The 24998-nt window shown below is 59.3% G+C and carries 21 protein-coding genes and 1 pseudogene; 11 read left to right on the top strand and 11 right to left on the bottom strand.

Annotated elements, in window-relative coordinates; all coding sequences use genetic code 11:
• Window positions 1-23 precede the first annotated feature (23 nt).
• From moaC to E4O98_RS06575, 5 genes are all read left to right on the top strand, one after another.
• Window positions 24-497, top strand: a complete 474-nt coding sequence (moaC, locus tag E4O98_RS06595; protein ID WP_078820331.1) for a cyclic pyranopterin monophosphate synthase MoaC — start codon at window positions 24-26, stop codon at window positions 495-497.
• Window positions 494-736 carry a molybdopterin converting factor subunit 1 gene (gene moaD / locus E4O98_RS06590; protein ID WP_248091201.1) on the top strand — a complete coding sequence of 81 codons (243 nt, stop codon included), beginning with the start codon at window positions 494-496 and terminating at the stop codon, window positions 734-736. The genes moaC and moaD overlap by 4 nt, the downstream gene beginning before the upstream one ends.
• A gap of 2 nt (window positions 737-738) precedes the next feature.
• Window positions 739-1191: a molybdopterin synthase catalytic subunit MoaE gene (gene moaE / locus E4O98_RS06585; protein WP_228309364.1), complete on the top strand. Its 453-nt coding sequence runs from the start codon at window positions 739-741 to the stop codon at window positions 1189-1191.
• A 129-nt stretch (window positions 1192-1320) separates the two neighbouring features.
• Window positions 1321-3336, top strand: a complete 2016-nt coding sequence (locus E4O98_RS06580; protein WP_248134459.1) for a hypothetical protein — start codon at window positions 1321-1323, stop codon at window positions 3334-3336.
• A gap of 35 nt (window positions 3337-3371) precedes the next feature.
• Entirely contained in the window at window positions 3372-8099 is a 4728-nt protein-coding gene (locus E4O98_RS06575; RefSeq protein WP_248134457.1) for an RHS repeat-associated core domain-containing protein, read from the top strand.
• Between the two features lie 65 nt (window positions 8100-8164).
• Here E4O98_RS06575 and rhlB read toward each other — a convergent pair whose 3' ends face one another.
• Both rhlB and E4O98_RS06565 read right to left on the bottom strand, forming a co-directional pair.
• Window positions 8165-9631, bottom strand: coding sequence for an ATP-dependent RNA helicase RhlB (rhlB, locus tag E4O98_RS06570; protein WP_032877672.1), 1467 nt, complete (start codon window positions 9629-9631; stop codon window positions 8165-8167).
• Between the two features lie 95 nt (window positions 9632-9726).
• Complete coding sequence (locus E4O98_RS06565) at window positions 9727-10383, bottom strand: alpha/beta hydrolase (RefSeq protein ID WP_032877671.1); 657 nt, start codon at window positions 10381-10383, stop codon at window positions 9727-9729.
• A gap of 346 nt (window positions 10384-10729) precedes the next feature.
• Here E4O98_RS06565 and E4O98_RS06560 point away from each other — a divergent pair, with 346 nt between their 5' ends.
• The 6 genes and pseudogenes from E4O98_RS06560 (at window position 10730) to E4O98_RS06535 (ending at window position 16495) form a co-directional block, all read left to right on the top strand.
• Window positions 10730-11761: an amino acid ABC transporter substrate-binding protein gene (locus E4O98_RS06560; protein WP_032877669.1), complete on the top strand. Its 1032-nt coding sequence runs from the start codon at window positions 10730-10732 to the stop codon at window positions 11759-11761.
• A 72-nt stretch (window positions 11762-11833) separates the two neighbouring features.
• The gene (locus E4O98_RS06555; RefSeq protein ID WP_248134455.1) at window positions 11834-13015 is read left to right on the top strand and encodes an amino acid ABC transporter permease; all 1182 of its coding nucleotides are present in this window, start codon (window positions 11834-11836) and stop codon (window positions 13013-13015) included.
• Window positions 13016-13025: 10 nt separating this feature from the next.
• Entirely contained in the window at window positions 13026-14123 is a 1098-nt protein-coding gene (locus tag E4O98_RS06550; protein WP_228309369.1) for an amino acid ABC transporter permease, read from the top strand.
• 11 nt (window positions 14124-14134) lie between these two features.
• Window positions 14135-14899 (top strand): amino acid ABC transporter ATP-binding protein, encoded by a 765-nt coding sequence (locus E4O98_RS06545; RefSeq protein WP_005785051.1) that lies wholly within the window; start codon window positions 14135-14137, stop codon window positions 14897-14899.
• A 185-nt stretch (window positions 14900-15084) separates the two neighbouring features.
• Window positions 15085-15240, top strand: a pseudogene (locus E4O98_RS06540) (GntR family transcriptional regulator); the annotation flags it as partial.
• A complete protein-coding gene (locus E4O98_RS06535) occupies window positions 15230-16495 on the top strand; it encodes a CynX/NimT family MFS transporter (RefSeq protein ID WP_248134453.1) in 1266 nt (421 codons plus the stop codon). The pseudogene E4O98_RS06540 and the gene E4O98_RS06535, both read left to right, overlap by 11 nt.
• Here the strand turns inward: E4O98_RS06535 and E4O98_RS06530 are convergent.
• From E4O98_RS06530 to E4O98_RS06490, 9 genes are all read right to left on the bottom strand, one after another.
• Window positions 16492-17136, bottom strand: coding sequence for a DUF1120 domain-containing protein (locus E4O98_RS06530; protein WP_248134451.1), 645 nt, complete (start codon window positions 17134-17136; stop codon window positions 16492-16494). The genes E4O98_RS06535 and E4O98_RS06530 overlap by 4 nt on opposite strands.
• A gap of 25 nt (window positions 17137-17161) precedes the next feature.
• Complete coding sequence (locus E4O98_RS06525) at window positions 17162-18301, bottom strand: DUF1120 domain-containing protein (RefSeq protein WP_177327400.1); 1140 nt, start codon at window positions 18299-18301, stop codon at window positions 17162-17164.
• 11 nt (window positions 18302-18312) lie between these two features.
• Entirely contained in the window at window positions 18313-20748 is a 2436-nt protein-coding gene (locus tag E4O98_RS06520; RefSeq protein ID WP_248134449.1) for a fimbria/pilus outer membrane usher protein, read from the bottom strand.
• Window positions 20749-20868: 120 nt separating this feature from the next.
• Window positions 20869-21573, bottom strand: coding sequence for a fimbria/pilus chaperone family protein (locus tag E4O98_RS06515; protein ID WP_032877660.1), 705 nt, complete (start codon window positions 21571-21573; stop codon window positions 20869-20871).
• 32 nt (window positions 21574-21605) lie between these two features.
• Window positions 21606-22289, bottom strand: coding sequence for a DUF1120 domain-containing protein (locus tag E4O98_RS06510; protein WP_223017612.1), 684 nt, complete (start codon window positions 22287-22289; stop codon window positions 21606-21608).
• A gap of 3 nt (window positions 22290-22292) precedes the next feature.
• Entirely contained in the window at window positions 22293-22913 is a 621-nt protein-coding gene (locus E4O98_RS06505; protein ID WP_032877658.1) for a DUF1120 domain-containing protein, read from the bottom strand.
• 15 nt (window positions 22914-22928) lie between these two features.
• Complete coding sequence (locus E4O98_RS06500; RefSeq protein ID WP_032877657.1) at window positions 22929-23549, bottom strand: DUF1120 domain-containing protein; 621 nt, start codon at window positions 23547-23549, stop codon at window positions 22929-22931.
• 33 nt (window positions 23550-23582) lie between these two features.
• The gene (locus tag E4O98_RS06495; RefSeq protein WP_103733363.1) at window positions 23583-24200 is read right to left on the bottom strand and encodes a DUF1120 domain-containing protein; all 618 of its coding nucleotides are present in this window, start codon (window positions 24198-24200) and stop codon (window positions 23583-23585) included.
• A 15-nt stretch (window positions 24201-24215) separates the two neighbouring features.
• Window positions 24216-24839, bottom strand: coding sequence for a DUF1120 domain-containing protein (locus E4O98_RS06490; protein ID WP_148853496.1), 624 nt, complete (start codon window positions 24837-24839; stop codon window positions 24216-24218).
• Window positions 24840-24998: the final 159 nt, after the last annotated feature.

The raw sequence follows: 24998 nt of genomic DNA, 5'->3' as shown, positions 1-24998 counted from the left end.
TGCTCCTGATCAGGAGTATTGCTGTGCTGACTCATCTCGATTCCCAAGGTCGTGCCCATATGGTCGACGTCACCGACAAAGCCGTGACGTTCCGTGAGGCCGTGGCCGAAGCGCGGGTGCGCATGTTGCCCGAAACCCTGACAATGATTGTCGACGGCGCCCACCCCAAGGGCGACGTATTTGCGGTGGCCCGCATTGCCGGGATCCAGGCGGCGAAAAAAACCAGTGACTTGATCCCCCTGTGCCACCCGCTGATGCTCACCGGGGTCAAGGTAGAACTGCGCGCCGACGGCGTGGATGCCGTGCATATCCTGGCGCGCTGCAAACTCTCAGGCCAGACCGGCGTGGAGATGGAGGCATTGACTGCCGCCAGCGTCGCGGCACTGACGATCTACGACATGTGCAAGGCCGTGGACCGTGGCATGACCATCGAAAGCATTCGCCTGCTGGAAAAGCTTGGCGGTAAAAGCGGGCATTTCAAGGTGGACCCGGTATGAGTATCAACGTGCTGTTTTTTGCCCGTTACGCCGAAGCGGTAGGCTTTGACTCTCTGGAGATGGAGGGTGATTTCGCTACCGTCGATGCTGTGCGCCTGGCGCTGGCCGCTGACCCGGAGTTTGCAGTGCTCAACGAGAGCAGCCTGATGTGCGCACGCAATGAAGAACTGTGCGGCCTTGATGAACCGGTGCAAACGGGTGACGAAGTCGCATTTTTCCCGCCCGTAACCGGAGGCTGAGCATGACCATTCGTGTGCAGGTCGAAGCCTTTGATCCGGGCGCCGAAGTCAACGCCATGCACGCGGCCAATGTGGGCGTAGGCGCGGTGGTGAGTTTTGTCGGTTATGTGCGTGACTTCAATGACGGGCGCGAGGTGTCGGGGATGTTTCTTGAACACTACCCCGGCATGACCGAAAAAGCCCTGACCAAGATCGTCTTGGAAGCCGAGCAGCGTTGGCCGTTGCTCAAGTTGGAGGTGCTGCATCGCATCGGCACGCTGGAGCCGGGAGAGCCGATTGTGTTTGTCGCTGTGGCCAGTGCGCATCGGCAGGCGGCCTTTGATGCGTGTGCGTTTGTGATGGATTACCTGAAGACGCGGGCGCCGTTTTGGAAGAAGGAAAATACCCCGGACGGCCCGCGTTGGGTGGAAGGGCGGCACAGTGATCATGCGGCGGCGGATCGCTGGAAGCCATAGCTTATACAGGGCTGCTAACCGATAGCGATATTAAAAATGGATCTATCGAACTGTCAGATCTGACAGTTGTTTCGCCTCCCCTCTGCAGGTTCTGATGGTATCAGGGCTAACTTAATGAAGGGGTGGGACATGGTCGCGCAACCAAGCAAGTGCCGTTTGTCGAGGTTCAGCATCAGTCGTCCTGCCAATACGGAGGCGGCGAATGGGCTCTATGCCAACGGACGCCATCAGTGTGAAGTCCTCATTGACGTTATTAAAGAAGTCAGTGGCGCTGGCGACGAGTGGGTCCGTGTGCACTTAACTGATGAGGAGCGCGCCAGTGTCACCCTTGTTGAATGGTCAGAACATGGCAATCAAACGCTCGCTCCCGGGTGGAGCTGCGATGTAGAAAAAAATCAATTCACTCTTGGACTTTGGCGGGACAAATCACAGCAGCAGGAACCGATCAACGACTTGGTAGAGCGTGTTGAGCGTTCCTCAGCAGCTCCTATCAAGCGCTACTTGCGTTGCGACCCGGGCGCACCCATCGGGCCAGCAGTATTTATGGCGTGTGTGACGATTGAAAGTTGTATTTACACAACTTACAGCTTCAGAGATGAAGCTGCTCTTGAGTCTTTTGTCACCCTTAGCCCGGTCCGTCCCATGAGCTGGGATGCAGACGATATGGATCTCTATGTAGATTATCTTGCCTACTCCAGTGCACCGCCTTATCGCACGTCGGTGGATGTTTACTACTGGACACCTCCAGGCGGCTTGTGGGTGGTAAAAAACATGGGCTTTGATAGTCCGCTGAGTTTGCCTGGGGAGGGTAAGGATTTTCAGAGCGTTTTATCGTGGCATTCACCTCTTGATAACACTTCTTCGAGTAGGGTGGGAACATTTATAAATAAGGACGAGTTGGACTCGACACTTCATCTGCATGAGATTGATGCAGGGCTTCCTGCGCCATCGCCCAACCCCTTGATACCGTTTAACAAAAGACCGACTGTGCTGCGTGCGATCAGTTTGAAGTCTGCGCTGGTGCCTGCGAGTCGCGACACCAAGAGTTTTTGGCGGGTATTGGATAACTATGGCAATGAGCAAAAGTTTTTAGTGAAACAGATAGATTCAATGAACCTGCCTGGCGTTCCATTTTTTAAATTGACCGGTGAGATCGTTCGGACGCTGAGGGTCACTCATTTTAAAATCATGTTGCCCGGTGGCGGGACTTTTACCGATGAGCTCTATGCCAATAGTCGTCATCAATGCAAGGTGGTTGTTGAGGTTGCTATTGAACAGCGACAAACCGATGGGTATTGGCTGCCTGTCAGGCTTTCGGAAGCGGAGCGTAATGGCTTGACCGTTACGCTCTACTCGCCAAATGTCAATGAGCCGCTTCCAGAAGGTTGGAGCTGTGATAAGGAGAAAAACATTTACGATACGGGTCTCTGGCGTACACGTATCGATGAGGTAAGGCCGGATCAAAAACCAGAAGCCGTGACCGGGCACGCTCAGCGACAAGTCGAGATCGTAGATCGCTATTTACGTGTGGATCCGAGTGTGCCCATCGACGAGCGCAGATTCATGGCGTCTATCGAGATAAGTGGTGTGACTTACACGACTAACTACAGTGATGGTGATGTTGCATTTGACTCGTATGTGGTTGTTCGCCCGGTACGGCTTTATCAGTTGCGCGTAGAGAATCTGACTAGATACCATGATAAGGATGCCTATCATGATGAATATTACGATGTTGATGTTTACTACTGGTCTCCACCAGCAGGATTGCACTTTCTTGTGAACAAAGGCCTTGATGCGCCATTGTCAGTTATTAAGGAAGGTCTGAATTTTCAGACATCATATTTTAATAAGATGGGGGCTGGGTATTATTATAAAGGTGGGGTAGTGATCAATAAAGATATTATTGGTCCGGTGGTTGTGCTCGATGATATTGTTCTAGGTGCGCCTCATGGGAATGAAAAAGTTATTTGGTTTAATATGCGGCCTACCATAATGCGTGCTGTTGTAGCTCGCGTGACGGCGCCATCACCAGGGTCTGGTGATACGGAAAGTCAATGGCGCCTTTTGGATAATTATGGCTGTGAGCATGTTTTTAGATTACGGAAGTTTTGGGACGGGCTTGAACTTGAATTGGTGGACGGTTAGTTGAATGATATTCATGTTTGGTGATGAGGTTTTGTATGGATATTTATTCTCAGGCGTTCAATTTTGATACCCGTTTTGGCGCTGGAGTAGACCCACGCACCGGCCAATACTTTTGTCGAATTCAGTTGGCCACCTTATACCCGCAAGGCCCGCTGGAGGTCAGTAGAACGATCGCGCTGTCATTCTCCATGATGAACATCGAGTCGGGTGTTTATGGGACTGGCTGGCGGATCAGCAATACCGAGTTTGATAGCGCTCGTTCTATGCTCACGCTGCTTACCGGCGAGCAATTCAAAACCCAGAGCCTGCCCTCTGCGGGCGGAACACTGGTGATCAAGGATCGCAAGCTTGCCGACCTGGTGGTCCAGCGGCCCGATGCCACGACGCTTCATGTGATTTACAAGGACGGTACCGTCGAGATATTGAAGCGTACGGGCAGCACCACGCCCTATCGTATTGATGCTATCCAGTTTGAAAACGGTGAGCGTCTGAAATGGGAGTACGCGCCGGGTGGTTCTCTTGAGCGTATTCTGGATCATGATCAGCAAGTGCTGCTGTTGTTGACCTATTCCAATGGGCGCTTGGTACGCAGTGATACGCGAGTCGACGGAGGACGTTATGCGCGTATCACCTTCACCCAATCGAACGCTCGGCTGACCGGTTTTAGCGCCCCTTATGACAGTCGCGAATCGCCTCCCAGTGCAAGCTATATATTGGAGTGGCAAGCCTTTCGTAACGGCATGATTGCTATCAAGCGCGTGCGCTCACCGATGGGTGGTGACGAGTTGATCAACTACGCCGAAAACGGCCATCAGTATGCCAATGGTCAATACATCCCTCGCGTCACCAGTTGGGTCCATACACCCGCTGCCGGTCAGCCCGGCATGTCACGTACCTATAGTTACAGCCCAAGCAGGAATTTCACTGGCTATCCCTTTTCAGGCGGTTTTCGTGAGGGCGAAGACAACCTGTACCTGATAGGCAGTAAGTATGACTATTGGACGGAAGAGACCCGCATCGATAACACAACCCATGAGGCACCGCTGAGCGTTACGCGTACCACCTACAACAAATTCCACCTGCTGGCCGAGGAACAGGTCCTGCGCGAAGGCACCCTGACTACCAGGACCATTGAATATAACGTGAGCCCAGGGCTCTTCCCGGACCAGCCTCCCAACCTCCAGCTGCCAAAAATTCTCACCACGTGTTACGCGTTGGTGGCGGGTGGTGCGGAACGGGTGGTCAAGCTCGAGAGTGAGACTGACGACTACGGTAACGAGCTAAGCCGTACTGAGGCCTCCGGGGTTCGCATTGAATACAGCTATTACCCGATCAAAGGCGAGGCGGGTAAATGCCCGGCCGACCCTCATGATTTGTTTCAGCGTTACGTCAAGCAAGAGCGCCTTATCCCCGCGGAAGGCACGCCTGCCGCCCGACTCACCGAGTACACCCATACCCGTGTGCCACATATGGGTAGCAGCTACTTTGTCGTGCAGGAGTCGGTCACTCAGGCTGGTGTATTCAGCACACAGCAAACCTACTACGACACGCCAGCCGAGCTGGTTGGCCGGTTGAAAAGCACCACGTCTACCATTGATGGCCTGCAATTAGTCAGCAATTACGATTACACCGTCACCGGCGACACGCTGAGCGAAACTCGCCGGCTATTGGGGCGTGAGGGCCACTGGCTGGAGTCAGTGCGCACGCACTCTCTGGTCGACAGGCGCTTACTGTTGATGAGCCGGGACGGAGGGGCAACGCTGGTCACCGCATACGATGTCGCAGGACGATTGACGGCGCAGACAGCCTCGCCAGGTGAGCCGCAGGAGGCCAGCCGTTGTTTTGTTTATCACTATGCAGCGTCAGGGAAACGCGCTCATTTGGTGATGACTGATGCGCAAGGCCGCAGTACCGTCACTTACTTCGACGGGGCGGGAAGGCCAGTTGCCGAGGCATTGTTACTGGAGAATGGCGCAAAGGAGCAGCCCCTCGGGACCTGGCGCTACGATGCCCTTGGGCAAACGGTGGAACGGACTCATATTGATTATCTGCCGGATGGCGAGCGTGTATTGACCACCGGCTACGCTTATAACGCGTGGGGCAACGCCTGCCGTGTAAGCCGTGCCGATGGCAGCGTGGCGATCGATGAATATGACCCAAGGCTGCACCTGCGTGTAACGGGGGTCGAGGGCGGCGAGCTCCTGGAAACCTATCTGAATGCCCATCATCAGCCGTTTCTGGTAAACCGGGTGGACGCCCTGGGGCAGGTCACTGAAGTGGAGTCATCCCTCTATGACGGCCTGGGGCGCTGCCTGTCACGGGTGGACGTGGACAAGCATCGCACCGTTTACACCTATGACCTGTTCGACCGCGTGTTGACCACCCTCCACACGCCCTCGGATGGCAGCCCTGCGCGGCTGCGCACGGTGGCCTATGCGCATGGAACCAGCGAGTCGCTGCCCAGTTCAATCAGTATCGATGGCAAGCAGGTGGGATCGCGCACCTACGACAGCCTGGGGCGTTTGACTGCGCAGTCCAGGGGCACGGCACCCGCCACCACTTGGCACTATGAGACAAACTGGACCGAACCTGTCGCCGTGGTCTCGGGCAGTGGGCACCGTCAGCAATGGACCTACGACAAGCAGTTGAGCACACCAGGCACGGTCAAAATGGCGGGGCACACGGATAGGCAGTACCGGCATGATCCGGTCAGTGGTCAGCCGACCTATTCAGAAAGCGGCGCGCTCAAACATGAGTTATTCCATGATGTGAACGGCTACCCGGAAAAAGAGATACAGACGGTCCTCGGTAGGCCGCAGACCACGCAGTATGGTTATTCAATCGGCGGGCGTATGTTGCAACACACCACGGATGATGGGCAGCGTAGCGACTTTGAATATGACTCCCTGGGCAGGGTTTGCACGATGACTGCTGGGACGGTAGTCATTGAACAGCGCTATGACATGTTTGCGCGACCAGATGTACTGACCACTCGCTACGCCGATACTGAGGTGGTCACACAGGTGAGTTACGACACCTTGGGGCGGGAGGCGCAGCGGCGCTTTTTGCACAATGGCGTGCTGCTACACGTCATGAGCAGCACTTATCATCCCAACAGCCTGCTGGCCAGTCGCATTGTGCGTGACGCAGCCTCTGAATTGGTGATGGGGGAGACCTTTACCTATGACGCCTTCCTGCGGCTCAAGGATTATGGCTGCGAGGGGCGTGAACATCCCCGGGATTGGCTGGGGCGCGGTATCGTTGGGCAGCAATTCAGCTTCGACAGCCTGGATAACATCACAGGCGTCGTGACGACTTTCGCTGACGGCACGCAGGACATCAGCGAGCGGTTTTTCACCGACGCAGACCCCACGCGCCTGACCCGTGTGACCCACTCCAACCCTTTGCAGGATGATGCCCTGACCTATGATGCGGCGGGTAACTTGACCGGGGGGCCAGCAGGGCGAACGTACACCTATAACGGCTATGACCAGTTGACCTGCGTGCAGGAAGGTTCCCAGCAGTGCAGCTACCAGTACGATGCCGAGTCTCGACAAGTCGTGGCGACACGTGACAATGAATCACCGGTGGCCATGGTCTATGCGGCGGATCATCTGGATAGGTTGGTGCAGGGCAGTAGAAAACTGCGTTACTTCAATGTTGGGGGCCAAGTGCAGGCGCGTACCGGTGGCGTCGAGGGGCCGCAGCTGCATCTGAATGACGGTGCCGGTACCGTGCGCGGCGTGGTGGCGCCTGGGCAAGCGCCTGTACAGCGTCATTACGCTCCGTATGGCGAGGGCCAGGTTGTGCCGCAGGACGGCAATGTGCGATCGATGGCGGATCTGCAACTGCCGGCGTTTAACGGCGAGCGTCTGGATGCGGCGGTCGGCCTTTACCATTTGGGCGCGCGTGCCTATGACCCGCGCTTGATGGTATTTCTTTCGGCTGATCCATTGGCGCCTTTTGATGAGGGTGGGATTAACAGCTACGCCTACTGCGCTGGTAACCCGATCAACCTCATCGACCCGAGTGGGCTTTTTCCAAAGTGGCTGGCTTGGGTGCTGACCGGGGTTGCGCTGGCCTTATCGGTGGTGGCGTTCAAGGTTGCAGTGGTCGGGATGGCGGCGGCGCTCGCTAAAGGGGGGGTAAAGGCGGCAAATATTCTGGGCGTCATCGCTACGGGCTCTAGCTCGGTAGGCGGCACGCTGGGGATTACAGGGCTGAGTATCGAGGCCGTCGACAAGCAAATGGGGTGGGATCGTTCGCAGCACATCAAGAACCTTGGATGGGCGTCTTTCGGGTTCTCCAGTGTTGGCGTTGTTGCCAGTGTCGGCCTTTCTGTCACATTGGGGGCTAAAGCTTTTGCAGCCGCAGCGGGCAGGTCATCTGAAAAGACCATTGGATTCTTCTCCAGCCCCCTCGGCAGCGGGCTCGTTGCGGCAGGCAAAAACGCGACGGGGTTGTCTTACTCGCTCGCTGTCCCCGCCAAGATAACCACTGCCAGTCAACTTTTCGGCGGTGCCCGCTCGGTACTCAGATGGACTAACTTCGGTCGTGGCTTGGATGCGCGAATCAAGAGCCTGCAAGCTCAGCCATCGGCCGACGACGAGCAGTCACAGCGCCAGCAGCAACCACAGCCGCGCCCCATAAGCCTGGGGCTGGCAGACATGCCGGGGAGCAGTTTTCAGTTCTATGGGGAATTTCGAAAAGAGACTATGCGTATTCGTCAGCCTGTCTGGAGTGACCTGGGCGATAGTGACTGATCAGGACAAGACAGTGGGCGCATAAAAAATGCCAGTCAGGCTCGATGACTGGCATTGGTTCCACCTTACGGCCGTTTGCGTTCTACAGCTCGCAGCAAGTGCGTCGGCGGTGTCTCACAGCTGATCTTGCGCCCCAGCAGCGTCTCGATTGACGGCAACTGATACGAGTCATCCTCCCCGGCAAAGCTGATCGACACACCCGCCGCGCCTGCGCGACCGGTACGCCCGATGCGGTGCACATAGTCGTCCGGCACTTCCGGCAAGGTGAAGTTGATCACGTGGCTGATGCCGTCGATATGAATACCGCGACCGGCTACATCGGTAGCCACCAACACGCGGATCTTGCCTTCGCGGAAGCCTTCCAGGGTCTTGATGCGCTTGTGCTGCGGCACGTCGCCCGACAGTTGCGCAGCATTGACGCCGTCGCGCACAAGGCGTTCTTCGATGCGGCGCACTTCGTCCTTGCGGTTGGCAAAGACCATCACGCGTTCCCAGCCATTGTCGTTGACCAGGTTGTAGAGCAGCTTGTACTTGTCGGCACCGGCCACGGCGTAGATGTGTTGCTCGACGTTTTCGCTGGCGACGTTCAGCGCCTCGATCTCGACGATGGACGGGTCGGTGGTCCACTGCTTGGCGAGGTTCATCACGTCTTCGGTGAAGGTTGCGGAGAACAGCAGGGTCTGGCGCTCGGTTTTCGGCGGAGTCTGGCGAATGATCTGGCGCACTTGCGGGATAAAGCCCATGTCGAGCATCCGGTCGGCTTCGTCCAGCACCATTACTTCGACCATATCCAGATGCACGTCGCCGCGCTGGTTGAAGTCCAGCAGGCGGCCTGGAGTGGCGACCAGGATGTCGCAGTGACGGGCTTCGAGGTGCTTGAGTTGCTTGTCGAAGTCCATGCCGCCGACAAAGGTCATCACGTTGAGACCGGTGTACTTGGTCAGGTCGGCGGCGTCCTTGGCGATCTGCACCACCAGCTCGCGGGTCGGGGCGATGATCAGGGCGCGCGGTTCACCCATGTAGCGTTCCTTGGGCGGCGGCGTCTGCAGCAACTGGGTGATGATCGAGATCAGGAATGCGGCGGTCTTGCCGGTACCGGTCTGGGCGCGGCCGATGGCGTCTTTGCCCGCCAGGGTGAAGCCCAGCACCTGCGCCTGGATCGGCGTGCAGTACGGGAAGCCCAGGTCCTGGATGGCGTGCATCAGTTCCGGGGCCAGCTTGAAGTCGTGGAAGCGGGTTTTGCCTTCCTGGGGCTCGACGACGAAGTCTTCGAGTTTCCACGGGGTCACCGGCGGCTTGGGCGCGCGTTCGCGACGAGGTTTGGCCGCAGGTGCTGGGGCGGCCTCGGCAGGCGTTACCTGTTCAGGCGGCGTCACCGTGGGTTTTTTCGGTGAGGCGGCAGGCGCGGTCCGGCCAGGCTGTGGACCGTCATTGCGGTTGCCGGACTTGGGGGCAGGAGCACTGGGAACAGGCGCGAGCGGCTCAGCCTCGCTTTTGCCGAACATCTTCTTGAGTGCTTTGAGCACGGTCATCTCATTAATTGGTTAAGGAATGTACGCCGGCCAGTGTAATGCAAGAATCGGGCGCGGCGTAGTGCGTCTGTCATACGGCTACATAAACGCGGGTTTCAGCGCAGGCGCTCAGCCAGCCAGGTGCCGATATCGCGTATCTCTTCGGGTAACACTTCGTGGCCCATTGGGTATTCCTGCCATGTCACGGTGACACCACGGCTCTTTAAATGCTCGTAGGCGCTACGACCCATGGCGTTCTGCACCACTTCATCGTACTGGCCGTGCAGGCAGAGGGCGGGAATGCGTTGCTGGCTGGCAGACAACTCCAGCTCATCGTCAAAGGTCGGTGCATACGTGGAGAGGGCAATTACGCCACCCAATGGACCTTCCCAGTGTTTGAACGCCGTGTGGAAAACCACCGCACCACCCTGGGAGAAACCCGCGAGAAAAATTCGCGAAGCGTCTATTCCGGTTCTCTTTTGTGCCTCGATCAAATCCGTGACCATGTTGGCCGAGGTTTCCAGTTCTTCCAGGCTGATCGAACGCGCCGGGCTCATGGCCTTGATGTCGTACCAGCTCGGCATCTCATAACCGCCGTTGATGGTCACCGGGCGCATCGGCGCCTGGGGCAAAACGAAGCGGGTGGTCAGCAAGCTTTCCTGCAGCGCCTCGGCCACCGGCAGGAAGTCGTAGCGATCGGCACCCAGGCCATGCAACCAGATAACGCAGGCGTCTGCGGGCTTGGCGGGCTGAAGAATCAAGGGGTCGGTCATGTCTGCTCCATATATGTGCGCACGCTTGGATTGGGGGCGTCGGGACGGTGCGCGACAGGTTGATCTGTTAAGAGAATGTCGCAAGGTTGAATCTTTTACCACTGAACAGGACGGGCAGCGACTCGGCCAGCACTCTGGTACGCGCCTTGCTATGTGTAGGTGGATGTCAGAACTCTCCCAGGGCGGTAACACTATCAGTGACTGCCGCCGGTGGGAAAGCAACTGGAATTACCGCAAAAACCTCATGCTGCTTGACCCCAAAAAAAGCCAACACGGGTCGATATCGCCTCATAAGGGTGCGCTGAGGTTGGAGCTTGGACACAACAAGAGCAACTGGAGGTATGTAATGAAGGTATTGAAGTCCACCCTGGCCATCGTCACAGCGGCGGCTGTACTGGGTGTCAGTGGTTTAGCCCAGGCGGGTGCCACCCTGGATGCCGTGCAGAAAAAAGGCTTTGTGCAATGCGGCGTAAGTGACGGCTTGCCGGGTTTCTCGGTGCCGGATGCCAGCGGCAAGATCCTCGGGATTGACGCTGACTACTGCCGTGCCGTGGCCGCTGCGGTTTTTGGTGACGCCACCAAGGTCAAGTTCAGCCAGTTGAACGCCAAGGAGCGTTTCACCGCGCTGCAATCGGGCGAAGTCGACATCCTGTCGCGCAACACCACCATGACCAGTTCCCGCGATGCGGGCATGGGCCTGAAATTCCCGGGCTTCATCACCTACTACGACGGCATCGGCTTTCTGGTCAACAACAAGCTCGGCGTGAAAAGTGCCAAGGAACTGGACGGTGCAACCATCTGCATCCAGGCGGGTACTACCACTGAGCTGAACGTTTCCGACTACTTCCGCGCCAACAACCTCAAGTACACCCCGATCACCTTCGACACGTCTGATGAAAGCGCCAAGTCGCTGGAGTCCGGGCGTTGCGACGTGCTGACTTCCGACAAGTCGCAACTGTTCGCCCAGCGCAGCAAGCTGGCGGCGCCGAAAGACTATGTGGTGCTGCCGGAAACCATTTCCAAGGAACCTCTGGGCCCGGTCGTGCGTAACGGTGACGACGAGTGGCTGGCCATCGTGCGCTGGGTGGGCTACGCCATGCTCAACGCCGAAGAGGCCGGTGTGACGTCGAAGAACGTTGAAGCTGAGGCCAAGTCCACCAAGAACCCCGACGTCGCCCGTCTGCTGGGAGCGGATGGTGAATACGGCAAGGACCTGAAAGTGAAGAAGGATTGGGTCGTACAGATCGTCAAGCAAGTGGGTAACTACGGCGAAATGTTCGAGCGCAACCTGGGCAAGAGCACCCCGCTGGAAATCGACCGTGGCCTGAACGCGCTGTGGAACAACGGCGGTATCCAGTACGCACCTCCTGTGCGCTGATCGCTGATGGTTCTATCACCCGGTGGGCCAACCGCCGGGTGATGTTCTGTTCCATTCCTTGCGGGGCATTCCATGCAAAATCTCATCGGCGCACCCAAGCAGAAGCTCAGCTTCAGCGATCCCAAAGTGCGCGCGTGGCTCTTCCAGATCATCACCATTGTGGCGGTGGTCTCGCTGGGCTGGTACCTGTTTCACAACACCCAGACCAACCTGCAACACCGGGGCATCACCTCCGGTTTCGACTTTCTTGAGCGCAGTGCCGGCTTTGGCATCGCGCAGCATTTGATCGACTACACCGAATCGGACAGCTACGCCCGGGTGTTTGTGATCGGCTTGCTCAATACCTTGCTGGTGACCGTCATTGGTGTGGTGCTGGCAACCCTGCTCGGTTTCATCATCGGCGTGGCGCGCCTGTCGCCCAACTGGATGATCAACAAGCTGGCGACGGTCTATGTGGAAGTTTTCCGCAACATTCCGCCGCTGCTGCAGATTCTGTTCTGGTATTTCGCGGTGTTCCTGACCATGCCGGGGCCGCGCAACAGCCATAACTTTGGTGACATGTTCTTCGTCAGCAGCCGTGGCCTGAACATGCCGGCGGCGCTGGTGGCCGATGGGTTCTGGCCGTTTGTCGCCAGCGTGGTGGTCGCTATCGTGGCTATCGTGCTGATGACCCGCTGGGCCAACAAGCGCTTTGAAGCGACAGGCGTACCGTTCCATAAATTCTGGACGGGCCTGGCGCTATTGATTGTGATCCCGACGTTGTGCGGGTTGACCTTCGGCGCACCGCTGCATTGGGAAATGCCCAGGCTTGCCGGCTTCAACTTCGTCGGCGGCTGGGTACTGATTCCGGAACTGCTGGCGTTGACCCTGGCCCTGACCGTGTACACGGCGGCCTTCATTGCGGAGATCGTGCGTTCGGGCATCAAGTCCGTCAGCCATGGCCAGACTGAAGCGGCACGCTCGCTGGGCCTGCGCCCGGGGCCTACGCTACGCAAGGTCATCATCCCGCAAGCCTTGCGCGTGATCATTCCCCCGTTGACCAGCCAATACCTGAACCTGGCGAAAAACTCCTCGTTGGCCGCTGGTATCGGTTATCCGGAAATGGTTTCGCTGTTTGCCGGCACGGTGCTCAATCAGACCGGCCAGGCCATCGAAGTCATTGCCATCACCATGAGCGTGTACCTGGCGATCAGCATCAGCATTTCCCTGCTGATGAACTGGTACAACAAGCGCATTGCGCTGATCGAGCGGTGAGGAAACGCCCATGACTACGCATACGTTCAAACCTGATATGCCACCCCCGGACAAAGTCTTCGGGCCGGTGGCCTGGATGCGCGCCAATCTGTTCTCAAGCTGGCTTAACACGCTGCTGACTTTGCTGGCGATCTACCTGGTGTACCTGGTGGTGCCGCCGATCCTGCATTGGGCGATTCTGGACGCCAACTGGGTCGGCACCACGCGCGCCGATTGCACCAAAGAGGGCGCCTGCTGGGTGTTCATCCAGCAGCGCTTCGGACAGTTCATGTATGGCTATTACCCCGTGGACCTGCGCTGGCGCGTGGACATGACGGTATGGCTGGCCATCGTTGGCGTGGCGCCGTTGTTCATCTCGCGTTTTCCACGCAAGGCGATCTACGGCCTGGGCTTTTTGCTGCTGTACCCGATTATCGCCTACTGCTTGCTGCATGGCGGCGTGTTCGGCCTGAGCAATGTGGCGACCAGCCAATGGGGCGGCTTGATGCTGACCCTGGTGATTGCCACGGTGGGTATCGCCGGCGCCTTGCCGTTGGGCATTGTGCTGGCGTTGGGGCGGCGCTCGAACATGCCGGCGATCCGGGTGGTTTGCGTGACCTTCATCGAGTTCTGGCGCGGCGTGCCGTTGATCACGGTGCTGTTCATGTCATCGGTAATGTTGCCGTTGTTTCTGCCCGAGGGCATGAACTTCGACAAGCTGTTGCGTGCCCTGATCGGCGTGATTCTGTTTCAGTCGGCCTATGTGGCTGAAGTGGTGCGCGGTGGCTTGCAGGCGATCCCCAAGGGGCAATACGAAGCGGCTGCGGCGATGGGCCTGGGTTACTGGCGCAGCATGGGCCTGGTGATCTTGCCGCAAGCCTTGAAGATGGTGATACCGGGCATCGTCAATACGTTCATCGCACTGTTCAAGGACACCAGCCTTGTGATCATCATTGGCCTGTTCGACCTGCTCAACAGCGTCAAGCAAGCCGCCGCCGACCCCAAATGGCTGGGCATGGCCACTGAAGGCTACGTGTTTGCCGCCCTGGTTTTCTGGATTTTCTGTTTTGGTATGTCGCGCTATTCCATGCATCTGGAACGCAAGCTCGACACCGGCCACAAGCGTTAGGAGTTGTTTTAATGAGCCAAGCAATCAAACAGCCGGTGAGCCCTGAAGGCATTATTCAGATGCAGGGCGTCAACAAGTGGTACGGCCAGTTCCACGTGTTGAAAGACATCAATCTCAACGTCAAGCAGGGCGAGCGTATTGTGCTGTGCGGGCCGTCGGGCTCGGGCAAGTCCACCACCATTCGCTGCCTCAACCGCCTGGAAGAGCACCAGCAAGGCCGCATCGTGGTCGATGGCGTGGAGTTGACCAACGACCTCAAGCAGATCGAAGCGATCCGCCGTGAAGTGGGCATGGTGTTCCAGCACTTCAATCTGTTCCCACACCTGACCATCCTGCAAAACTGCACGCTGGCGCCGATGTGGGTGCGCAAGATGCCCAAGCGCAAGGCCGAGGAAATTGCCATGCACTACCTTGAACGTGTACGCATTCCAGAGCAGGCCCACAAGTTTCCGGGGCAACTGTCCGGCGGCCAGCAACAGCGTGTGGCCATCGCCCGTGCCTTGTGCATGAAACCGAAAATCATGCTGTTCGACGAGCCGACCTCGGCACTCGACCCGGAAATGGTGAAAGAGGTTCTGGACACCATGATTGGCCTGGCCGAAGACGGCATGACCATGTTGTGCGTGACTCACGAAATGGGCTTTGCGCGCACCGTGGCCAACCGCGTGATCTTCATGGACAAGGGCGAGATTGTGGAGCAGGCGGCGCCGAATGACTTCTTCGACAACCCGCAGAATGACCGGACCAAGTTGTTCTTGAGCCAGATACTGCATTGATCAATGGTTGAACACATAAACCCGGCCTGGTGCCGGGTTTATTGTTTTTCGGCTAGCAAGCCTTGAGCGCCTCTGGCTTCGTGTTGACGATATGAGTGAAACCGCGCAAATACCTTGGCATAGCCACTCTGCTGCTTCTTTTGCTACCCATGCACTCTGGTGCGTTGCCTTTGCAGGCAACTGCGAATAGCCTCGTCGGCGCCCTGTTACGTCAGGCCCTGAACATCTCACCGTGTCGCCAGGCTGTACTCGACCTGCATATCGCCTTGCTCGACGCGGTAGAAAATCAAGACCCCGAACGTGCCAAATCCCTCTGCCGGCAGTTGATCAATGAACCTTGAAGCCAAACGTACGACTGAACTCGAAGAACTGTTGATCGACGCCGAAGCCGATGACGAGGCCGTTCAGCAGGCCCATCCGCGGGTGGTTCGCCCGTGGCTCCTGCTGCTGGGCCTGGTACTGGTGGCGTTGAACCTGCGGCCGGCGCTGTCGAGCATGTCGCCACTGCTGGCTGAAGTCTCCAGCAGCCTTGGGTTATCTGCGGCGAAGGCCGGGTTGCTGACCACTTTGCCGGTCTTGTGCCTGGGCCTGTTCGCGCCCACTGCGCCGATCCTGGCCAGACGTTTTGGCGCCGAGCGCGTGGTGCTGGGCATTCTGCTGACCCTGGCCGCGGGGATTATCCTGCGCAGTTCGTTCGGTGAAGTGGGGCTGTTCGCCGGCAGCCTGATTGCCGGTGCGAGTATCGGCATCATTGGCGTGTTGCTGCCGGGCATCGTCAAGCGCGATTTTGCCAGGCAGGCGGGCGCCATGACCGGCGTCTACACCATGGCGTTGTGTCTAGGGGCTGCGTTGGCTGCGGGAGCCACGGTGCCCCTGAGCCAATATTTCGCAGACAGCTGGGCCATCGGTCTGGGGTTCTGGGTTATTCCGGCGTTGCTGGCGGCCTTGTTCTGGTTGCCACAAGTGGGGCAAAAGCACGGTGCCCATCAGGTGGCTTACCGGGTCAGAGGCTTGCTGCGTGACCCGCTCGCCTGGCAGGTGACTTTGTACATGGGCCTGCAATCGTCCCTGGCCTACATTGTGTTTGGCTGGTTGCCGTTAATCCTGATCGGACGTGGCCTGAGTGCTACCGAAGCCGGGTTGGCGCTCTCAGGCTCCATCATCGTGCAACTGCTCAGTTCCCTGGCCGCACCGTGGTTGGCCACCCGTGGCAAGGACCAGCGCCTGGCGATTGTGGTGGTGATGTTGCTGACCCTCGGCGGTCTGTTCGGTTGCCTGTATGCGCCGCTGGACGGTTTATGGGGCTGGGCGATTCTGCTCGGTCTGGGGCAGGGCGGCACCTTCAGCCTGGCGCTGACTTTGATCGTGCTGCGCTCGCGTGACGCTCACGTCGCCGCCAACCTGTCGAGCATGGCCCAGGGTATCGGTTACACCCTGGCGTCAATGGGCCCGTTTGCGGTTGGCCTGGTGCATGACTGGACTGGCGGCTGGGCGGCTATCGGCTGGATCTTCGCGGTGATCGGCCTGGGCGCGATTGTCGCGGGTCTGGGCGCCGGTCGTGCGCGCTACGTACAGGTCACCAGCGAGAAGCTCTAGAGGTAAACCACTTCCAGAGTGGCCGAACCATCGAGCGGGGTTTCCACGCTCAGGTCCAGGTTTTGTCGAGCATTGATCACCGTCTGCACGGTGACGGTGCTCAGCATTAAACCGATGGCCGCGGGCCCGCTGACACTGCCCTCCACATCGGTAAAGCCCAGGTAGCTCCTGGAGCCGATGTCGATGGGGTTGAGGTTGGACGTGCGCCACGCCAGTCCCCCGGTAGTGGACTCGGTGCCGTAGATCTGCGCAATGTTGCCGGCCTGGGTCTGTCGTGGGTCGAAGGTCATGGAGTAGACCCCCAGGCGATTGCCGCTGATATCGAACCCCAGGCCGTAGTAAATCTCGCTGTCGACCATGGCCGAGCCGTCGCGGTTGTCGCGCATGCGCAGGGCAAAGCGAACCGTGCCCGTGCAGGCGATGCCGACGGTCAGGGTCTTGACGGGCAGGCGCGTGGCGGTCGCCAGGTTCAAGTCCTGTTGGGCAATCTTGCCGTAGTCAATCAGGGCGCCGCCGGGGAACTGCGGCAAGCAGGCGGAGGGAGTGATCAAGCCTTTGACACTCAGGTCCACCGCCGAAGCGGCTAGCACAGAGGGCGTGCTGGTCAACAGCAACAGACTGGTAAATAGGCGGGTTTTCACGGGACGAGTTCCTCACAGTGACGGGTCAGGGGTAGACGATTTCGATAGTGCCGGAACCATTGATATGCACCACCTCGCGAAGATCCAGGCTTTGCATGGGGGCAAGGTAAGACTTGAGACGCATCGTGCCGGTCAGGGTCTGGATGGCCACCGGGCCGGTGGTGACGCCCGTCGTGTCGGTAAACCCCAGCAGGCTGTTGGCGGCCATGGGGATTTGCCGCGCGGTGGAACTGCTCCACGCCACGCCGTTGCTGGTGGAGTCGGTGCGGTACAGCGCGGGCAAGGTGTCGGCGCTGAATTCGGCCGGGTCGATAGTCAGGTAAAATCGCCCGATTTTGTTGCGACTGGCATCCAGGTCCAATCCATAAGCGGTTTCATCGGTACCGCCCGTGGCCGAACCGTCGCGGTTGTCTTTCATGCGCAGAGCAAAGCGGATCGGCGCATCGCAGGTCACACTCAGGCGCAGTGTGCGAATGGGCAGCGGTGTTTCAGTGGTGGCGTTTAGGTCTTTGGCGTACAGGGTGCCGTAGTCCACTACGCCCTGATCGGATAATGTCGGCAGGCAGGCGATGGGCGCAAAGTGCGCGCGCACGGTCAGTTCCCGGTAGCGTCCGTTTTGTGCGCTGTACAACATCCCGGAAACTTCCCAGGTGGTGTTGTCGCGCACTTGAGTGGCAGCGGGGTCGGCCCAGGCGCGCAGCGTCAGTTGCAACGACAGGGTGTTGCCCCTGAGCACCGCACCGTGTGCGACCGGCGCGATGCCATGGCCGGAACGCCATTCCAGCACCGCGCCATTGGCCACGGGCGCCTGGCCCGCAGCAGGTAGCAGCCCCAACTCTACGGCGCGACCATCGAGCACGGCGTTGCCGGCTTCGATGGCATAGCTGCCATGCGGGGTAAATTGCAGGCGCTGCGGGCTAGCGGCCAGTGCGCGATAGAACAGGCTTAAATCTTGCGCTTGCGGACAGTTGATGGTCACGCTCAGGCGCCGCTCGCCAAGCAAGCGCTCCAGCGCACTGTCGCTTTGTGCCAGGCGGCTCATCAAGCCGAAATCGATCAGGGATTCGCTGACATTCAGTTGGCATTCTTCCAAGGCGTGGGCGGTGCCGGCCCCGCCGATCAATAACCACAGGCACAGTTGGCGCATACATGTTGCGAAGGGCATGACGGGGATCCTCAAGGCGCGTGGCAACGCGCGGGAGCAGTTTCGAAGTACACCGTGGGGTCGGCTTTTTCCGGCAGGGAGTAACGCAATTCGCATCGACCGCCATCGGGTGTGGTTATCCACAGCGTCGATTGGTCCAGCACGTTGGGTAGAAACACCTGGCTGGCGTCCTGCACCAAGGTGACGAACTCGCCGCTGGCGCTGCTGACTGAGGCTCCGGCAGGCAGAGGTGTACCCTGGTCGGTGCTGACGGTGAGCAATATGCGACGGGTCAAGCTGATGCCAAATTCGACTCGGTCAACGGCGCCGCGTCCGGCCGAGATCATCGCCAGGCCATTGTTGATGTCGGCATTGCGCGGCAGTGAACGTGTCTGCACTTCCACTGGGCTGCGCCCGTAGGCGGCGACTTGCGGCACCACGGCCTGGCCTTGCCAGTCGGTCCACACCGCGCCGCTGGGGGTACTGAGCTTGATGCCACTCATATCGCCGACCGACACCAGGGCAAAGGTGTCGCGCACCGGGTAGGGTGAAAAAGTCACGCCGTCGCCATGTATCACCACACCGCCGCGAGCGCCGCCTTGATAACTGGAGCGTTCGGCATCAGCGCGGCTGTAGCTGAAATCGAGCTGGCTGTAACGCGGCAGTACCGAGACGCCCAGCGTGGTTTCCACTTGATGGTCGCTGCTGTCGTGTTCGGCGCTGACGCGATAGCTGAGTTGGTCGTCGATCTGTTCGGTGAGGCCCAGGCCGGTGCGGTTCTCACCGCCGGAATTGCGCACCCAGCTACGTAGCCGGCGACTTTCGCCCAACGGCACGCTGATATTGAGGTACACCGCGTTGTCCTGTTGCTGGCTACCGCCCATTTGCCACTCGGCACTGGCCGACAGTGACACAGCGCCGATGCTCGTGCCCCAAGAGGCCAGCGCACGGCTGCTGCTGTCGCCAGCGAAGTTGGCCGAGCGCGCAACCCCGGCGCTGAACGCACCCAGCAGCGGATGCGACCAGCCCAGGTTGAGGCTTTGTTGGTCGCGATAACGGGCGTCGCGGTTGCTGTCATCACGCTCATACGTGCTTTCTTCAAGTTCGCGATAGCCGATGCTGCGCCAGGAATTGGCGGCGCTGATCGACCACTGCTCGCCTAGGCGCTGGGACCAGGAAAGGTCGGTCTGTACGCCCGAAACCTTTTCCCACGCCTGGGTGTTGGACAGCTGTGTGGACAGTTGGATCTGGCTGTCCACCCACGGCAACCAGCCCAGGCTGGCGCCCACCGAGCGGTATTCGCTGGCTGCCAGTACACCGGTGCCCAAGGTCAACTGCGGGTGCAGCGCACCGGTCCAGCCGCCACTGACCACCCACGGATCCTCGCCTTTGGCGTCGCCCACATTCCGCACCCGGCCCGCGGCCACGGAGTAACCCGGTGCTGGCAACCCAAGGCCGAGCATGGCCGCCGGTACGGTGAAGCGCCGCTCACCCCCGGCGCTTTCCTTGATCGTGACCTCGACGTCCGAGCGCGTATTCAAGCGACGTACATCGGGCAGGGTAAAGGGGCCTGCGGGCACGACGGTGGAGTGAATCAACGCACCGTTCTGTCGTACCTCCACCTGGGCAGGGCTGTTGGCAATGCCCTGGATCAGCGCACCCTGGCCCTGTTCTTGAAGGGCTTGCTCGGTAAGCACCTGCACCCCGGTAATCTGCGCGCCGGACAGTACCGGGTTATACAGGTTGATTTGCCCAGCCTGCAGCACCGCCTGGTGGCTGGCGAAGGTGCGCTGGGCATAGGCTTGCAAGTGGGTGCTGCGTGACAGGCCATCCTGCCAGGTCTGTACTTGGCGACTGCGCACGATCCAATCGCCGGCATTGAACCCCACCTCGGTGTTGGCCGAGCCAAAGCGGCTGGCGTCATCGCCGAAGCGGTTGTAGAAACCACTGAGGTCGTAGTTGAGCAGCCCGGCAAACCCGCCGGTTTCGTACCCCGAGATATCCTGCTGTATGGGGCGCAGCGCCTCGGTGGGTACCACCAGTGACACCGTCAGCGTCGCCGGGTCCGGTTCAACCAGGGTTTGCGGATATTGCGCAAGAAAATCCTGACAACCTGCCGTTTCGCTCGGGATCACCAGGTTGGCGGCGTCCAGCAATGCGCGGTCGAAGCACGGGTTGCCTTGCTGATCGAAGGTCACATCCAGCCGGCCGCGTCGCTGACCATTGACCCGCAGATTGACCGTGTGTTGCCCGGTGGCGAAGCGCGGTGCTGCCAGCAGCAGGCTGGCCAGCTGTGGATCAATGCCGCGTTGATGCAAGGTCTGGGCGTCGAAGCTGGAGGCGCTGGAGTTTTCGGCCCATGCCTTGGCGGGCATCAGCGCGCACAGCAGCAACACCAGCGGCAAGGTCGAGTTGGCAGGGATGTCGGGCACGGCTTCGCCGTCACGGTAACTCAATACTGTTTTCACGCAAGGTACTCGAGTAGTGAACGCGCGGGCCCCGTGTGCCCAGGCGTTCTGGTGACGGTCAATGAGCCGTCACTTCGTTATTCAGGCGGCGGTCAGGGGTGCGACGCCTGCGGTTTTCAGTCAGAGGGTGATCGGTGCGTCGTAGGCTTTCACCGCAAAGCCGTACACAGTGGCCGGCTGCAACCTGACCGTGTTGGCCTGCCCGCCGCTGGCCGGCACGCTCAAGGCTTCGCCGGGCAGCACGTAAGTGCGCGGCAGCATCGCCCTGCCGTTGCCGGGCAACAGCAGCAGTTCCTGCGCCAGGCGCACTACATAGGGCGTGTCGTTACGTACTTGCAACTGGCCGTCGCGCAAGGTCCAGGTCAGGTCGGTCCAAGGCGTGCGGTTGGGGGCAAGGCCTCTGGGATGCACGATCACCGGCAAGTTCTGGCGCACGGTCACGCCCACGCGGGCATGCCCGGCGGCGGTCGCGGCACGGCCTTGGGGCATGCCTTCGAACACTGCGCGTTTAAGCCGTTGGGTGAGCAACGGCTTCCGGTTTTGCAGGATGAAGCGCACCAACTGGGATTTGGACGCCTCGACCCGCGACAGCGGCGGTGTCACCACCAGCAGCGGCTCGGTGTCTTCCGGAATATCCTGCAAGGTCACATGCAGCAGCGCGAGTTGGCTGTCGGTGTTGGTCACCGACACTGCCGCTTCGCCTTCGGCTTCGAACACGATCACCACGGAGGTGTCCGGTACCATCCCGTCGGCTTTGACTTGATTGCCGAGTATCAGCAGCAGGGCGATAAGGCCGACAGCGGTGTTTGAGAATGTCGTCGTCATGACGGGTTTTCCATTAGGCCAAAAGGTATCGGTCAGAGGTAGCGCAAATCCAGGACGATGGAGCCGTCGAGGGGGACTTCCTGGTCCAGCGTCAGGTACTGCGAAAAATTGATGGCGGTGACCACCTGAAGCTCCGCGGTCAGTTGGCTGATGAAGTCCGGTTGACGGTCGCCCAGCAGTGCAAAGGCCATATAGGATCTTGGATAGGCGTTGGGGTCCGGTGACCAGGTTTCCCCGTTGTTGGTGGAGGCCAATACCTGCATGGGCTGCGCATCGCCCACTACGTTGCGATAGGACAACGCTACTGAGCCGAGACGCTCCTCGGGGGCGTGGATGTTTCTGCCCAGTCCGTAGAAAAAGTCGGGGGCCAGCGAGGAGTCGGCGCGATTGTCGATGCCTACCAAGGCAAACAGCATGGGCCTGGCGCAGAGCACATGCAGTTCGAGTAGCTGGCTGGGCAGCACGGTGAACTCGTCTACGTTGAGGCTATGTGCGGGGATCTTGTCATGCTCGATGATGCCGTCATTCATCAGCTCGATGTGGCAGGCATCCGGTGTCACCCGGCCGGTCACCGTGAGGTCGACGGTCGAGGCTGCGTGGGTATCGGTCATCGCGGCCAGGCCAAGCACGATGGCCACGTTTCGCCCCCATGCCGTGAGCACGCGCAACGCCAGGCGCAGCCCATGCCTGCCGGCGTTCGAGGGGTGGGCGGCCATGGGTTACAGGTACTTCACTTCAAGGGTGGCGGAGCCGTCGATGGTCACCTCATTGCTGAGGTCCATGCCGGCAGTGCTCATGATGAAGGTCTGCACTTGCAGATCGACCAGCAGGTCTTTGACAGGTAGCGGCTGGCTGTCGTCATCCATTGCGGCGATCGACATGTACAGGCCCGGATCCCAGAACTTTTCTTTGAACCAGGTATTACCTTGGTCGGACGATGCAATGGGTTGCACCACTACACCATCCTCGGCCAGTGGATTGGCAAGCGTGAGGCTGTATCCCCCCAGCTTCTGGGTGTCATTGATAAAGCCCAGGCCGTAACTCGAAGAGATACCTGAGGATGCACGGTTATCGATCGAGTGCAGGGCGAATTGGATCGGCGCATCGCAATTGACGGCCAGGATCAGGGTATGGTTGCCAATGACTGTCGGGTTGTCAGGTTTCAGATCTTTAGCGGAAATCTTGCCATGGTCGATCACACCTCCACCGGACAGGCTGGGTATACAGGCGCTGGGCACGATCAGCCCCTTGACGGTCAGGTCGACGCTGGAGGCAGCGAAGGCAGTGGCTGAGTTGAGCAGAAGTACGCTGGCGGCCAGCGTGGTCAATCGAATATTCATCGGGTCTCCTTATCCTTAGAGGTAATTGACTTGCACGGTGGCGTGACCGTCGATAGGCACATCGTCGGTCAGTGTCAGGTTGCTGGCGGGCGCGATGTGAGTGATCAGGCGGATCTCGGCCTCCAGCTTCTGGATCGCAATCGGTACCACGCCGTCGTTGTTGGCGACCGCTGTCAGCACGGTGTGGCTGAGCATCACGGAGGGCATCCAGGTTGCGCCGCCATCCCTTGAGACGATGGTGCGTACCGGCACGTCGTCGGCCACCGGCTGGTAGAGGCCAAGCCCGGCATCACCGACTTTTTCATCGTTGGGGGTCATGCCCAGGCCGTGCCAGCTGAAGTGGCTGGCGGTGGTGCCGGCGCGGTTGTCGATGGTGTTCAGGGTAAAAAACGTCGGCCCTTCGCAATGCACGCTCAAGAGCATGGTTTCTCGGGGCAGGTCGGTGTAGGTATCGCTATTGAGATCCTTGACCGACACCTTGCCGAAGTCGACATTGCCACCGCCGGAGACCTCTGGCGCGCAGGCGCTTGGCGTGATGATGCCTTTGACGGTGAGGTCCAGGCTGCTGGCGGCCAGTGTGAGAGGCGAGATGGTCAACAATAGGACGGCCAGGGGCGTGGCTCTTAAGTAAGTCATCGTTTGAACCTTCCTTAGTACGAAGCTGATGGGTTACAGGTACAGAACTTCAAAAGTTGCGGAGCCGTCCAGCGCCACTTCGTTGGCCAGGCTCAAGCCGTTGGCGGGTGCAATGGCGGTGTGCACGGTGATGTCCATGAGCGCGTTCTGCACGGGGTGCGGGGCCCAGCCGGAATCGGCACGGCTGCCCAGGGCCACCAACATATCGTCTTGCAGCGGGTCCTCCGGATAGAGCGGCGCCCAGGGGCGCTGTTCGTACTGGTAGAGCAAGGTCGAAGGTGTTTCGGCGACGGGGTTACTGAACATCAGTTGGTACCCGCCGAGCTTTTCTGTGCCGTTGGCTACACCCAGGCCGTAGGCGCCAAACGTTGAGGAGCCGGCTCGGTTGTCGATGGGCTTGATGGCAAACAGCGTCGCCGCCTCGCAATTCACGCTCAGTTGTAATGTCTGGTCCTCAAGCCAGGTATGGCTGTCGAGGTTCAGATCTTTTGCTGCGACTTTTCCATAGTCCACAGCCCCTGGCAGGTTCGGGGTGCAGGCACTCGGTGTGATCAAGCCCTTGACGGTCAGGTCCACGGAGCTGGCAGCGAAAGCGGATGACGTCATGGTGAGCAACAGCGCGCCGCTCAACAGGGGCAGGCGGGGCTTCATCTGGGAAACGTCCATTTACAGGTACTTCACTTCAAAGGTCGCGGAGCCGTCGATTGCCACTTCGCTAGTCAAGGTCAGGTTTCTTGCAGGTGCAATCAAGGTGTGCAGCGTCATGTCCATGAGCGCGTCTTTGATCGGGTGGGGGGCCCAACCGTTCTCACCGCGGCTGCCCAGCGCCACCAGATCGTTGGGGGCAATGACCTCATCCGTAAGGAGGTCTGTCCATCGGCCCTCGGAGTTGTACATTGCAATCAGGGTGGATGGTGTTTCAGTGACGGGGTTGCTGAACGTCAACTGATACAGGCCGAGCTTCTGGGTTTCGTTGATCAAGCCCAGGCCAAAGGCGAAGCCGGACGCGGCGGAACCGGCTCGATTGTCGACGGGATGGATTGCAAACAGCGTCGCCGCGTCGCAATTGACGCTCAGTTGCAGGGTCTTTTTCTCAAGCGGCGTATAGCTGTCTTGATTCAGATCTTTTGCGGCGATTTTTCCAAGATCGACGTCACCCGGCAGGTTGGGTGTGCAGGCGCTGGGCGTGATCAACCCTTTGACAGTCAGGTCGACGCTGCTGGCGGCGAAAGCGGATGACGTTATAGCGAGCAGCAGGGCACTGCTCAGTAGGGATACAGAGGTCTTCATTTCAAATTGTTCCATTACAAGCTGGCAGATTGAGGCACGCCAGGGCAACGCCCGGTCGTGTGTGGGCGGGTGGTTGCCTGGAGGCGATCTCGATTTTTTTGCGCTTGCCGGGGAGTGGCAAGTCGTCCCTCTTTGGGGTGGGCACAATCTAGCGAGGGG

This window comes from Pseudomonas sp. W2Jun17 (assembly GCF_023127795.1).
GTDB lineage: Bacteria > Pseudomonadota > Gammaproteobacteria > Pseudomonadales > Pseudomonadaceae > Aquipseudomonas > Aquipseudomonas synxantha_A.
This window is presented reverse-complemented; position numbering and strand designations above follow the sequence as displayed.

Coding starts and splice junctions, on each gene's coding strand:
- moaD (WP_248091201.1), top strand. CDS start 494: ATGAGTATCAACGTGCTGTTTTTTGCCCGTTACGCCGAAGCGGTAGGC.
- moaE (WP_228309364.1), top strand. CDS start 739: ATGACCATTCGTGTGCAGGTCGAAGCCTTTGATCCGGGCGCCGAAGTC.
- E4O98_RS06580 (WP_248134459.1), top strand. CDS start 1,321: ATGGTCGCGCAACCAAGCAAGTGCCGTTTGTCGAGGTTCAGCATCAGT.
- E4O98_RS06575 (WP_248134457.1), top strand. CDS start 3,372: ATGGATATTTATTCTCAGGCGTTCAATTTTGATACCCGTTTTGGCGCT.
- rhlB (WP_032877672.1), bottom strand. CDS start 9,631: ATGACCGTGCTCAAAGCACTCAAGAAGATGTTCGGCAAAAGCGAGGCT.
- E4O98_RS06565 (WP_032877671.1), bottom strand. CDS start 10,383: ATGACCGACCCCTTGATTCTTCAGCCCGCCAAGCCCGCAGACGCCTGC.
- E4O98_RS06560 (WP_032877669.1), top strand. CDS start 10,730: ATGAAGGTATTGAAGTCCACCCTGGCCATCGTCACAGCGGCGGCTGTA.
- E4O98_RS06555 (WP_248134455.1), top strand. CDS start 11,834: ATGCAAAATCTCATCGGCGCACCCAAGCAGAAGCTCAGCTTCAGCGAT.
- E4O98_RS06550 (WP_228309369.1), top strand. CDS start 13,026: ATGACTACGCATACGTTCAAACCTGATATGCCACCCCCGGACAAAGTC.
- E4O98_RS06545 (WP_005785051.1), top strand. CDS start 14,135: ATGAGCCAAGCAATCAAACAGCCGGTGAGCCCTGAAGGCATTATTCAG.
- E4O98_RS06535 (WP_248134453.1), top strand. CDS start 15,230: ATGAACCTTGAAGCCAAACGTACGACTGAACTCGAAGAACTGTTGATC.
- E4O98_RS06525 (WP_177327400.1), bottom strand. CDS start 18,301: ATGCCCTTCGCAACATGTATGCGCCAACTGTGCCTGTGGTTATTGATC.
- E4O98_RS06515 (WP_032877660.1), bottom strand. CDS start 21,573: ATGACGACGACATTCTCAAACACCGCTGTCGGCCTTATCGCCCTGCTG.
- E4O98_RS06510 (WP_223017612.1), bottom strand. CDS start 22,289: ATGGCCGCCCACCCCTCGAACGCCGGCAGGCATGGGCTGCGCCTGGCG.
- E4O98_RS06505 (WP_032877658.1), bottom strand. CDS start 22,913: ATGAATATTCGATTGACCACGCTGGCCGCCAGCGTACTTCTGCTCAAC.
- E4O98_RS06500 (WP_032877657.1), bottom strand. CDS start 23,549: ATGACTTACTTAAGAGCCACGCCCCTGGCCGTCCTATTGTTGACCATC.
- E4O98_RS06495 (WP_103733363.1), bottom strand. CDS start 24,200: ATGAAGCCCCGCCTGCCCCTGTTGAGCGGCGCGCTGTTGCTCACCATG.
- E4O98_RS06490 (WP_148853496.1), bottom strand. CDS start 24,839: ATGAAGACCTCTGTATCCCTACTGAGCAGTGCCCTGCTGCTCGCTATA.